The organism is Pseudomonas sp. LH21 (assembly GCF_036549575.1).
Lineage (GTDB): Bacteria > Pseudomonadota > Gammaproteobacteria > Pseudomonadales > Pseudomonadaceae > Aquipseudomonas > Aquipseudomonas peradeniyensis.
This window is the reverse complement of the sequence record NZ_CP144367.1, coordinates 2,642,765-2,654,150: the sequence shown is the minus strand read 5'-3', so window position 1 is coordinate 2,654,150 and position 11,386 is coordinate 2,642,765. Positions and strand designations below refer to the sequence as shown.

Below are 11,386 nucleotides of genomic sequence, written 5' to 3'. Positions count from 1 at the left end.
GTCACGCCTCTACCAACCGCAATAATTATTTTTCCGGTTTTGGCATTCGCATGCGTCCTACTCGCAACGGAATAATTTTCATTTACTTTGCGTACCTTGAGCCAGAGCATAAAAATGCCAATACCAGCCAACACCCTGACCCCTTTGAGCAAAGCGCTGATGCTGCGCCGGATGCTGCGCTCCTCGCCGGCCATGGCCACCCTCGGCCTCGCCCTGTCCCTGCCGCTGGCCGCCCAGGTGCAGGCCCAGGAGCAGGACTTCGACATCCCGGCCCAGTCGCTGGCCAGCGCCCTGCAAGAGCTGGGTCGCCAGGGCAACCTGCAGGTGCTGTTCAGTCCGGAAACCGTCCAGGGCCTGCGCAGCAGCCCGGTCAAGGGCCGCTTCTCGCCAACCCAGGCAGCTGGGGAGCTGCTCAGGAACAGCGGGATTCGCTACAGCGTGCAGGACAACACCCTGATCATCAGCGGCGCGGCGGAGTCCGGCTCGGCCATGACCCTGGACGCCACCACCATCAACGGCCAGGTGCTCGGCGCCACCACCGAGGGCAGCAACTCCTACACCACCGGTGCGGTGACCATCGGCAAGACCGCGCAATCGCTGCGTGAAACCCCGCAGTCGGTGACCGTGGTCACCCGCAAGCTGATGGACGACAAGAACCTGGTCTCGCTGGACCAGGTGATGGCCCAGACCACCGGTATCACCCGCGCCAACCGCGGCTACGGCAACCACCACTTCAGCTCCCGTGGTTTCGACCTCACCGACGAAAGCTACATGGTCGACGGCGTGCCCGGGCAGGCCTACGCCTACACCGGCTGGATGACCCCGGACATGGCGATCTTCGACCGCGTCGAAGTGCTGCGTGGTGCTTCCGGCCTGCTGGTCGGCGCCGGCAACCCGGGCGGCGCGGTGAACCTGGTGCGCAAGCGCCCGACCGCCGACCCGCGCTTCACCGTGATCACCCGCGCCGGCTCCTGGGACAACTACCGCCTGGACCTGGATGCCAGCGGCCGCCTCAACCCCCAGGGCACCCTGCGCGGGCGCATGGTCGCCTCCTATGAGGACCGCGGCTACTTCACCGACGTCACCAAGTCCAAGCGGCCACTGCTGTACGGGATCGTCGAGGCCGACCTGAACGATGCCACCACCGTCGCCCTGGGCCTGCGCCGCCAGACTTCGCGCATCGACGGCTACAGCGTGCTGGGCATCCCCAACAACCCCGATGGCAGCAACCCGCACCTGAAACGCTCGACCTACCTGGGCCAGGACTGGACCAAGCTGCAGACCGACATGGACGAGGTGTTTGCCGACCTCACCCACCGCTTCAACGACAACTGGACCGCCAAGCTGGCGCTGTCCCATTCCGAGGGTGGCTACAACCGTAGCGCCATCGAGTGGGGCGCGCGGGAAACCCTGGAGTACAACGCCCCCGGCGGTCCGACGGTCAACACCGTCAGCTATCACAAGTTCGATGTGACCTCCAATGCCGTCGACGGCCACCTGGACGGCACCTTCGAGGCCTTCGGCCTGACCCACCAGTTGACCCTCGGCGCCAACTGGTCCAAGCGCAAGATGAACGACAAGGACAACACCATCGCGCTACCGAGCCCTATCCCGCTCAATGTGTTTGATCCCGACCACAGCAATATCCCCGAGCTGCAGCGTAACGGCTGGAAGTCCATGGACGACACCATCGACACCCGCTACGGCACTTACCTGAGCGCCCGCCTGCACGCGACCGAAGACCTGAGTTTCGTTCTCGGTGGCCGCCTGAGCTGGTACAAGAACGAAGCCTGGAACGGCCCGAAGGTGACCACCAGTCGTCAGGATGAGGAATTCACACCCTTCGTCGGTGCGATCTACGACCTGAACGACCAGTGGTCCTGGTACGCCAGCTACGCCGACATCTTCCTGCCGCAGTCCAACTACCGCACCGTCAGCGGCAGCGTGCTCGACCCATCCGTCGGTTCGAACTACGAGACCGGTATCAAGGGTGAGCTGTTCGACAAGCGCCTGAACGTGTCCTTCGCCGTCTTCTACATCGAGCAGGAAGACGTAGCCCTGCAGGATACGGCCAACCGCGGCAAGTGCCCGACCGACCCGGCCGGCCGCTGCTGGACCAACGGCGACGGCATCAACCGCAGCAAGGGCTTCGAAGCCGAGGCCACCGGCGAACTGCTGCCGGGCCTGCAGGTCGCGGCTGGCTATACCTACAACACCACCAGCTCGTCCGAGGGCGGCCCGATCTCGGCACAGACCCCGAAACACATGGTGCGCGTGAACACCAACTACACCTTCCCGGGTGAATGGAACCGCCTGAGCGTCGGTGGTGGCGTCTCGGCGCAGAACTCCTACGTCGATGCCTACAACGAGGCCTACAACAGCGGCCGTGCGATCTTCGACGCCCGCGCCGCCTACAAGCTCGACGAGCACTGGACCGTCGGCGTGGACGTCGAGAACCTGTTCGACCGCAAGTACTTCGACTCCATGGGCTACTGGACCCGCGGCACCACCTACGGTACCCCGCGCAGCTACATGTTCACCCTGCGCGGCGACTTCTAAGCCCCGCGTTGCATGACCGGCGCCCCCTCTCGAGGGGGCGCTTTGCTTTGAGCACCAGCGAGCGCCCCTGTTGTCTTTCCCCGCGTCCCGCCGCACACTCGTGCGCGCCAGCCAGGAAGCGGAGTCCGCAGTGCCCACGCCACGCCAGTTCAGCAAGAAGACCAGCACCAGCAACATGCTGCGGCTCAAGTCCGGCGATGCCGGCAACCAGCGCCCCTACCGCGTCGACTTCGTCCTGCTCGAGCATTTCTCCATGGCCAGCTTTACCGTGGCGATGGACGTGCTGGTCACCGCCAACCTGCTGCGCACCGACAGCTTCACCTCCACCCCGCTGTCCCTGGTGGGTGACCGCGTGCTCAGCGACCTGGGCCTGGAACTGGTGGCCAGCCCGCTGGCGCCGCGCAGCCTGCAGGACCTCGACCTGCTGGTGATCTGCGGCGGCCTGCGCACACCCTTGAAATACCCCGACCTCGACCGCCTGCTGGGCGATTGCGCCAGCCACGGCATGACCCTCGGCGGGCTGTGGAACGGCGCCTGGTTCCTCGGCCGCGCCGGGGTGCTCGACGACTATGGTTGCAGCGTGCACCCCGAGCAGCGCGCCAGCCTGGCCGAGATCAGCCCGCAGACGCGCATCACCCCGGCCAGCTTCACCCTCGACCGCGACCGCCTGAGCGCCGCCAGTCCCAACGGCGCCATGGAGCTGATGCTCGGGCTGGTCCGGCGGCTGTACGGCGATGCTTTGGCCGAAGGCGTCGAGGAGATCCTGTCGTTCTCCGGGGCGCGCTATCGCCAGGTCGGGCCGGGGGCTAAGAAGTCCATGAGCCTGCACCTGCGCACCATCGTCGAGCTGATGGAGAACAACCTCGAGGAGACCCTGAGCCTCGACCAGCTGGCCACCTACTCCGGGCGTTCGCGGCGGCAGATCGACCGCCTGTTCCAGGCCCAGCTGGGCACCTCGCCCCGGCGCTACTACATGGAGCTGCGCATCACCAAGAGCCGACGATTGCTGCAGTATTCGGACCTGTCGGTGATGGAGGTGGCGGTGGCCTGCGGGTTCGTCTCGGTTTCGCACTTCAGCAAGTGCTATGCGGCGTATTTCGGCTATCCGCCGTCACGGGAGCAGCGGCTCGGGGAATGATGTTGCCTGGGCCGGCCCTATCGCGGGGCAAGTCGCATCGGCGCACCGCCGCTCCCACGACCGCCATCTGGCCGCCTGCGTGGGAGCGGGCTTGCCCCGCGATAGGGCCAGAGCGGACAACGAATCAACCCGGCTCATTCAGCAACGCCTGAATCACCCGCTCCTGCCCCGCATAATCCCCCTCGCCAAAGTGCACATGACGCACCTGCCCCTTGCGATCGACAAAGTAATGCGCCGGCCAGAACTGGTTGCCCCAGGCGTTCCAGATCCGGTAGCCATTGTCCACCGCCACCGGGTAGGCGATGCCCAGTTGCTGCACCTGGGCCCGGACATTGCCCAGGTCGTGCTCGTAGTCATACTCCGGTGTATGCACCCCGACCACCACCAGCCCCTGCTCGCCGTAGCGCCGCGCCCAGTCGTTGACATGGGGCAGGCTGCGCCGACAGTTGATGCAGTCGTAGGTCCAGAAGTCCACCAGCACCACCTTGCCCTTGAGCGCGGTGCCATCCAGCGGCGGCGAGTTGAGCCACTGCTCGGCCCCCGCCAGCGACGGCATGGGGCCGTAGCTGTCCCTGGCCAGCAGGTGGCCGGCCAGGCCCAGCCCGAGCAGGGCCAGGGCCACGCCGCCGGCCTTGAGCAGGCGGCGCTTGCCGCGCGCCTCAGTTGTCATGGCAGCCACTGGTGGCGTAGGAGCGGTACTCGACACTCTGCGGCTTACCCTGGGAGTCGAGGTAGTCCATGCGGGTCTTCACTGGCCCGCAGGTGGTGCCTGGCGCATCCTTCACAGATAGCACCTTCTTCACATCCAGCCGGTCGCCGTAGCGGTATTGCATCACGCTGGCGTCATTGAGCGAGCTGCTGCTGGCCTGGGCAGCCAGGGAGCCAAGGCCGAGGACGGCGAACAGGGCGGCGCTGGCGAGGGTCTTGATAGTCATGGCGTGTCTCCTGATGCGAGGTCTTGTGTGGCGAGGCTTCCCTCCCCGGTCGAGAGCCATTTCACGCCTGCCAGGTATCGCGCATGTGTCCGGCCAGGGGCCGCCGTGCTTCTTCCTGTATCTATGTCGCCAGCAGATACACTGCAATACAAACCCGGGCAGGCAAGCCCGGATCCACTCGGTACACTGCGCCCATTCCCCACGTACAAGGACACCCCGATGGAACACGCCGATCACATCCTGATCGTCGACGACGACCGCGAGATCCGCGAACTGGTCGGCAACTACCTGAAGAAGAACGGGCTGCGCACCAGCATCGTCGCCGATGGCCGGCAGATGCGCGCCTTCCTGGAAAACAACGCCGTCGACCTGATCGTCCTCGACATCATGATGCCCGGCGACGACGGCCTGCTGCTGTGCCGCGAACTGCGCGCCGGCAAGCACCGCAACACGCCGGTGCTGATGCTCACCGCGCGCAACGACGAGACCGACCGCATCATCGGCCTGGAGATGGGCGCCGACGACTACCTGACCAAGCCGTTCTCCGCCCGCGAGCTGCTGGCGCGGATCAACGCCGTGCTGCGCCGCACGCGCATGCTGCCACCGAACCTGACCATCAGCGAGAGCAGCCGGCTGATCGCCTTCGGCCCATGGCGGCTGGACACCACCGCCCGCCACCTGCTCGACAACGAAGGCACCCTGGTGGCGCTGTCGGGCGCCGAGTACCGCCTGCTGCGGGTGTTCCTCGACCATCCGCAGCGGGTGCTCAGTCGCGAGCAACTGCTCAACCTCACCCAGGGCCGCGAGGCGGACATCTTCGACCGCTCCATCGACCTGCTGGTCAGCCGCCTGCGCCAGCGCCTGGGCGACGACGCCCGCGAGCCGACCTGCATCAAGACCGTGCGCAGCGAAGGCTACGTGTTCTCGCTACCGGTGCAATTGCTGGAGTCGCCGGCATGAAATGGCCCCGCACCCTGGCCTCGCGCCTGGCCCTGATCTTCTTCACCGGGCTGGTGCTGGCCTACGGCCTGTCGTTCAGCCTGCAGGCCTACGAGCGCTACGTCAGCAGCCGCTCGATGATGCTCAGCAACCTGGAGCTGGATGTCTCGACCTCGGTGGCCATCCTCGACCGCCTGCCCGCCGCCGAGCGCCCGGCCTGGCTGTCACGCCTGGAGCGGCGCACCTACCGCTACCGGCTGGACGGCGGCCTGCCCGGCGAAGCCATGCCCAGCGCCGACCCGCCCATGGCCGCCGAGTCCATCGTCAAGGCCATCGGTGACCGCTACGCCCTGACCTTCCAGGAAATCCCCGGCCCCAACGCGCACTTCCAGGCTCACCTGCGCCTGGCCGACGGCGCGCCGCTGACCATCGACGTCACCCCTGCCCCGGTGCCGGTGGCCACCTGGCTGCCGGTGGTGTTGCTGATCCAGCTGGCGGTGCTGCTGGCCTGCACCTGGCTGGCCGTGCGCCTGGCCATCGGCCCGCTGACCCGCCTGGTCCAGGCGGTGGACAACCTCGACCCGAACAGCCCCGGCCCGCAGCTCGACGAGAGCGGCCCGCGCGAGGTGCGCTACGCCGCCGTGGCCTTCAATGCGCTGCAGGCACGCATCGCCGCCTACCTCAAGGAGCGCATGCAGCTGCTCGCCGCCATCTCCCACGACCTGCAGACGCCGATCACGCGCATGAAGCTGCGGGTCGAGCAGATGGACGACGGCCAGGAGAAGGACAAGCTGGCGCACGACCTGGACGCCATGGAGCACCTGGTGCGCGAAGGCGTGGCCTATGCCCGCAGCATGGACAGCGGCACCGAGGCGCCGTGCCGGGTCAACCTCGACGCCTTCCTCGACTCCCTGGTATTCGACTACCAGGACAGCGGCGCCCGGGTGGACCGCTGCGGCAGCGCCCAGGCGACCCTGCAAACCCGTCCCCATGCCTTGCGCCGGGTGCTGGTGAACCTGGTGGACAATGCCCTCAAGTTCTCCGGCGCCGCGCAGCTGGAGGTGGGCTGCGAGAACGGCGTGACACTGATCCGCGTGCTCGACGATGGCCCGGGCATCCCCGAGGCGGAACTCGACGACGTGCTCAAGCCGTTCTACCGGGTCGAGGGTTCGCGCAACCGCAGCACCGGCGGTACCGGCCTGGGGCTGGCGATCGCCCAGCAATTGACCCAGGCCATGGGCGGCAGCCTGACCCTGCGCAACCGTGCCGAAGGGGGACTGTGCGCGCAAGTCGAACTGCGCTGAGGTCCTTGCATTGCCTGTTAGTGAAAATCACGACTGCGTACATCCAGCCCCTGCAACAAGGGGCTGATGTCCTCCAGTCGTCGGGCGATCAGGTGCCGAACCCCGCTCTCCTGCTCCAGGCGCCCGCTCACCTTGAGCAATTTCGAGCCCACGAGTGCCCGCCGCTGGCGCTCGGCCAGCTCGCGCCAGACCACCACGTTGACCATCCCGTGCTCATCCTCGAGGGTGACGAAGGTCACGCCGCTGGCGGTCTGCGGGCGCTGCCGACCGACCACGATGCCGGCCACGGCGATCGTGTCGCCATGCTCGACCCCCGCCAGTTCCGTCGAGCTGCGACAACCCAGTGTCCGCAAGCGAGAACGCAGCAGGGTCAAGGGATGCGGCCCGAGGGTGGTGCCCAGGGTGTCGTAGTCGGCGGCCAGGTCCTCGGCGACACTCGGCAGCGGCAACATCACCGCCTGCTCGGGCACGGAGTCGACCTCGGCAAACAGCGGCAACTGCGCCTGCACCGCCGCCACCTGCCAGCGCGCCTGGTGGCGGTCACCGGCCAGCCCGCGCAAGGCCCCGGCATCCGCCAGGCGCGCACGGGCCCGAGCGTCGAGCCCGGCACGCAGGCACAGGTCCTCGACGTCGCGCCACGGACGCTGTGCCCGCGCCTGCGCCAGGCGGCGGGCATCGTCTTCCCCGAAGCCACGAATCTGACGCAGCCCCAGGCGGATGGCCAGCGCGCCCTCACCCACGGCTTCCAGGGTGCAGTCCCAGTCGCTATGGAACACATCCACCGGGCGCACTTCGATCCCTTGGCGGCGGGCCTCCTGCAGTAGCTGGTCGGGGCTGTAGAAGCCCATCGGCCAACTGTTGACCAGCGCGCAGGTGAAGATCGCCGGCTCATGGCACTTGAGCCAACTGCTGGCGTAGCACAGCAGGGCGAAACTGGCGGCGTGGGATTCCGGAAAGCCGTAGCTGCCGAAACCCTTGATCTGCTCGAAGATGCGCTCGGCGAAGGCCAGGTCGTAGCCATTGCGCAGCATGCCCGCGATCAACCGCTCGCGGTGCGGCTCCAGGCCGCCATGGCGCTTCCAGGCGGCCATGCTGCGGCGCAACTGGTCGGCCTCGCCCGGGCTGTAGTCGGCGGCGACCATGGCCAGCTCCATCACCTGCTCCTGGAACAGCGGCACGCCCAGGGTGCGTTCGAAGACCGCCTTGAGCTTTTCCGAAGGATAGGTGACCGGCTCCTGCTCGAGCCTGCGGCGCAGGTACGGGTGGACCATGTCGCCCTGGATCGGCCCGGGACGGACGATGGCCACCTCGATCACCAGGTCGTAGAACTTCACCGGCTTGAGCCGGGGCAGCATGGCCATCTGTGCCCGCGACTCGATCTGGAACACGCCCATGGTCTCGGCGCGGCCGATCATGGCGTAGGTGGCCGGGTCCTCCTTGGGCAGGGTCGCCAGCGTGTACTCGCGTCCCCGGTGCCGGGCGATCAGGTCGAAACAGCGGCGCAGGGCGCTGAGCATGCCCAGCGCCAGCACATCGACCTTGAGCAGGCCGACCATGTCCAGGTCGTCCTTGTCCCACTGGATCACCGTGCGCTCGGCCATCGCCGCGTTCTCCACCGGCACCAGCCGGTCCAGCGGCTGCTCGCAGATGACGAAGCCGCCAGGATGCTGCGACAGGTGCCGGGGAAAGCCGATCAGCTCCCCCGCCAGCACCAGGATGCGCCGCAGCGAGGGGCTGTGCGCGTCGAAACCGGCCTCGGCCAGGCGCCCGGCATCGGGGATGCGATCGCTCCAGCGCCCGCAGCACTTGGCCAGGGCGTCCACCTGGTCGGTCGGCAGGCCGAGCACCCGGGCCACGTCGCGTACCGCACCAGCGGCGTGATAGCTGCTGACCACGGCGGTGAGTGCCGCGCGGTGTCGGCCATAGCGACGGAACACGTACTGGATCACCTCTTCACGGCGGTCATGCTCGAAGTCCACGTCGATGTCCGGCGGCTCGTTGCGCTCGCGGGAGAGGAAGCGCTCGAACAGCAGGCGATGCTCCATGGGGTCGAGCTCGGTGATGCCGAGGACGAAACACACCACCGAGTTGGCCGCCGAACCGCGCCCCTGGCAGAGGATGCGCTGGCGGCGGGCGAAGGCGACGATGTCGTGGACGGTCAGGAAGTAACTCTCGTAGCCCAGCTCCTCGATCAGTGCCAGCTCCCGCTCCAGCACCGTGCGCACCTTGTCGCTCGGCCCGTGGGGCCAGCGCTCGGGCAGGCCGCGCCGGCACAGTTCGCGCAACCAGCTGGCCGGGGTCTGCCCTTCGGGCACCAGCTCCCGCGGGTACTGGTACTTCAGCTGCGACAGGTCGAAGGTGCAGCGCCCGGCAACCTGGGTGGTCTGCGCGAGCAAGTCGGCGGGGTACAGCTCGCGCAGCTGGTCGAGCGAGCGCAGGTGGCGCTCGCCGTTGGCGAACAGGAAGCGCCCCGCCTCGGCGACTGCGCAATGTTCGCGGATGGCCGTCATGCAGTCCTGCAGCGCCCGCCGCCCGCGCACATGCATGTGCACATCGCCGCAGGCCACCAGCGGGATATCCAGTCGTGCCCCAAGGGCGCGCAGCTGCGCCAGGCGCTGCGTGTCGTCGGCCCCGCGGTGCAGGTGCACCGCCAGCCACAGGCGCTCGCCGAACAGCGGCCGCAACCAGGCCGCGGCGCCATCGTCGGGCTCGGCCACCCACAGCGCCAGCAGGCCCTGGTGGTGGGCCTCGAGGTCCTCGGCGAGCAACTGGTAGCTGCCCTTCTCCGAACGCCGACGGGCGCGGGTGATCAGCGCGCAGAGGTTCTGGTAGCCGACAAGGTCCTCCACCAGCAGGACCAGCTTCGGCCCCTGGTGCACCCGCACCTCGCTGCCGACGATCAGCTTCAGCTGATACTGCTTCGCTGCCTGCCAGGCCCGGACAATCCCCGCCAGCGTGCATTCGTCGGTGATCGCCAGGGCCTGGTAGCCCTGCTCGCGGGCACGGCGGAACAGTTCGTCGGCACTGGAGGCGCCGCGCTGGAAACTGAAGTTCGACAGGCAGTGCAGCTCTGCATACTCCAGGCTGCTCATGCGAACCAGCCTTGCAGCCAAAGCGGCCCCGGAGCCGCCAGGTCACGGAAGGCCCAACCGCGCAGGCCGTCGCGGGTCTCGATACGGTAGTAGTCACGGCGCACGTCGCCACCGTCCCACCAGCCGGACTCGATGCGCTCGGCCTGCCCCAGCAGTTGCAGGCCGGTCTCGCTCAAGAGCTGGGGTGTGGGCAGCAGCCAACCGGGACGACGACCAGGGGCCATCACCCGTTGGCCCTGGGCGCCCTGCTCCACGCCTTGCCAGGCGCACTCGGGGCGATGGTCGGCTTCGGCGCGCAGGCCCCTGACCGCCTCGTCACCGAGCCGCGCCCGCAGCCGTTCGCGCAGCTGCTCCCAGGGCTGGGCCTGCTGTGCACGCGGGTCGAACAGCGCCTGGCGTTGCGGCACGAATGGCGGCAGGTCGGCGGCCAGCAGGCGCAGGTTGCGTACCGGCGCCGGAATACGCAGCGGCTCCAGGCGACCACGGGCCAGCTCGAACAGCAGCGAGGCGTCGCGCTCGGCGGCCAGCAGGCCGACCTTGAGGACGGTGTCCGCGCCTTCGGCGTGCTCCAGGTGCAGCTCGAAACGCTGCACGCCGCAGTCGCGCCCGGCGAGGAAGGCCGCCAGGTCGCCGATGAGGCGACGCAAGGGGAACAGCAGCGCCTGGTGTGACTCGACATCGAAATTCAGCTCCAGCCGCGCCTCGAAACGATCGGGCGGCTGGTAGAAGTCCAGCCCCAGGTTGCGCAGGCCGAGCAGCTGGTCCAGGTGCAACTGCACCTGGGCACTGAAACGCCTGGCCAAGGCATCGCGCGGCAATGCCAGCACCTGCCCGAGCCGGTGCAGGCCCATGCGGGCGAAGGCTTCGGCCGCCTCGACAGGTAGGCCGACACGCTCGACGGGCATCTCGAGCAAGGCGGCGCGGGTGGCCTGCGGGCAGGTCAGCGCCAGGCCGTCATGGCCATTGGCGAGCATCCTCGCCGCCACCGGATTGCTGGCCACGACGATGCGCTGGCGCAGCCCCAGCGCTGCCAGTTCCTGACGCAAGCGTGCCTCGAACAACGGCCAGGGGCCGAACAATTGCAGGCTCGAGCCCACCTCCAACAGCAACGCACGGGGATAATGCAGGCTGACCTGGGCGCTGAAGCGGTAGGCCCAGGCTGCCAGCAACTGCTGCAACTGCTCGATGCGCGCCGGCTCGACCTCGACGCAAGTGAATCCGTCGGCCAGGGCGCGGGCGGCGGTCAGCGTCTGCCCGGCGCGCAGGCCCAGCTCAGCGGCCGACGGGTTGACCGCCCGCAGCACGCGGCGCTGGAGCGGTCCGCCCAGCAGCACCAGCGGTGCCTCGGGGTCGTCGCGTTCGCGCAGGACGGTGTCCAGCGCCAGCTGTGGCAACAAAATGCAGGCCCAGAGCATGGCG

8 protein-coding genes are annotated in these 11,386 nt (G+C 68.0%); 4 read left to right on the top strand and 4 right to left on the bottom strand.

Annotated features, from left to right (window positions below):
- Window positions 1-114: 114 nt before the first annotated feature.
- Both VUG52_RS12175 and VUG52_RS12170 read left to right on the top strand, forming a co-directional pair.
- On the top strand, window positions 115-2,559 hold the full coding sequence (locus VUG52_RS12175) for a TonB-dependent siderophore receptor (RefSeq protein WP_050705626.1): 2,445 nt from the start codon (window positions 115-117) through the stop codon (window positions 2,557-2,559).
- A gap of 130 nt (window positions 2,560-2,689) precedes the next feature.
- Window positions 2,690-3,697 (top strand): GlxA family transcriptional regulator, encoded by a 1,008-nt coding sequence (locus tag VUG52_RS12170; protein ID WP_331833023.1) that lies wholly within the window; start codon window positions 2,690-2,692, stop codon window positions 3,695-3,697.
- Between the two features lie 124 nt (window positions 3,698-3,821).
- Here VUG52_RS12170 and VUG52_RS12165 read toward each other — a convergent pair whose 3' ends face one another.
- Both VUG52_RS12165 and VUG52_RS12160 read right to left on the bottom strand, forming a co-directional pair.
- Window positions 3,822-4,367 (bottom strand): thioredoxin family protein, encoded by a 546-nt coding sequence (locus VUG52_RS12165; protein WP_186714448.1) that lies wholly within the window; start codon window positions 4,365-4,367, stop codon window positions 3,822-3,824.
- On the bottom strand, window positions 4,357-4,632 hold the full coding sequence (locus VUG52_RS12160) for a DUF2790 domain-containing protein (protein WP_050705624.1): 276 nt from the start codon (window positions 4,630-4,632) through the stop codon (window positions 4,357-4,359). The genes VUG52_RS12165 and VUG52_RS12160 overlap by 11 nt, the downstream gene beginning before the upstream one ends.
- 219 nt (window positions 4,633-4,851) lie before the next feature.
- Here VUG52_RS12160 and VUG52_RS12155 point away from each other — a divergent pair, with 219 nt between their 5' ends.
- Together VUG52_RS12155 and VUG52_RS12150 are read left to right on the top strand one after the other, a co-directional pair.
- Window positions 4,852-5,592 (top strand): response regulator, encoded by a 741-nt coding sequence (locus VUG52_RS12155; RefSeq protein ID WP_050705623.1) that lies wholly within the window; start codon window positions 4,852-4,854, stop codon window positions 5,590-5,592.
- Window positions 5,589-6,875, top strand: a complete 1,287-nt coding sequence (locus tag VUG52_RS12150) for a sensor histidine kinase (protein WP_050705622.1) — start codon at window positions 5,589-5,591, stop codon at window positions 6,873-6,875. The genes VUG52_RS12155 and VUG52_RS12150 overlap by 4 nt, the downstream gene beginning before the upstream one ends.
- Window positions 6,876-6,892: 17 nt before the next feature.
- Here VUG52_RS12150 and VUG52_RS12145 read toward each other — a convergent pair whose 3' ends face one another.
- Both VUG52_RS12145 and VUG52_RS12140 read right to left on the bottom strand, forming a co-directional pair.
- Window positions 6,893-9,967 (bottom strand): error-prone DNA polymerase, encoded by a 3,075-nt coding sequence (locus tag VUG52_RS12145; RefSeq protein ID WP_262951274.1) that lies wholly within the window; start codon window positions 9,965-9,967, stop codon window positions 6,893-6,895.
- Window positions 9,964-11,382: a Y-family DNA polymerase gene (locus VUG52_RS12140; protein ID WP_050705620.1), complete on the bottom strand. Its 1,419-nt coding sequence runs from the start codon at window positions 11,380-11,382 to the stop codon at window positions 9,964-9,966. Before VUG52_RS12140 ends, VUG52_RS12145 begins: the two co-directional genes overlap by 4 nt.
- Window positions 11,383-11,386 lie beyond the last annotated feature (4 nt).

What these genes read in the sequence shown, in the direction of transcription:
- VUG52_RS12175 (WP_050705626.1), top strand. Translation starts at nt 115, where the DNA reads ATGCCAATACCAGCCAACACCCTGACCCCTTTGAGCAAAGCGCTGATG.
- VUG52_RS12165 (WP_186714448.1), bottom strand. Translation starts at nt 4,367, where the DNA reads ATGACAACTGAGGCGCGCGGCAAGCGCCGCCTGCTCAAGGCCGGCGGC.
- VUG52_RS12160 (WP_050705624.1), bottom strand. Translation starts at nt 4,632, where the DNA reads ATGACTATCAAGACCCTCGCCAGCGCCGCCCTGTTCGCCGTCCTCGGC.
- VUG52_RS12155 (WP_050705623.1), top strand. Translation starts at nt 4,852, where the DNA reads ATGGAACACGCCGATCACATCCTGATCGTCGACGACGACCGCGAGATC.
- VUG52_RS12150 (WP_050705622.1), top strand. Translation starts at nt 5,589, where the DNA reads ATGAAATGGCCCCGCACCCTGGCCTCGCGCCTGGCCCTGATCTTCTTC.
- VUG52_RS12145 (WP_262951274.1), bottom strand. Translation starts at nt 9,967, where the DNA reads ATGAGCAGCCTGGAGTATGCAGAGCTGCACTGCCTGTCGAACTTCAGT.
- VUG52_RS12140 (WP_050705620.1), bottom strand. Translation starts at nt 11,382, where the DNA reads ATGCTCTGGGCCTGCATTTTGTTGCCACAGCTGGCGCTGGACACCGTC.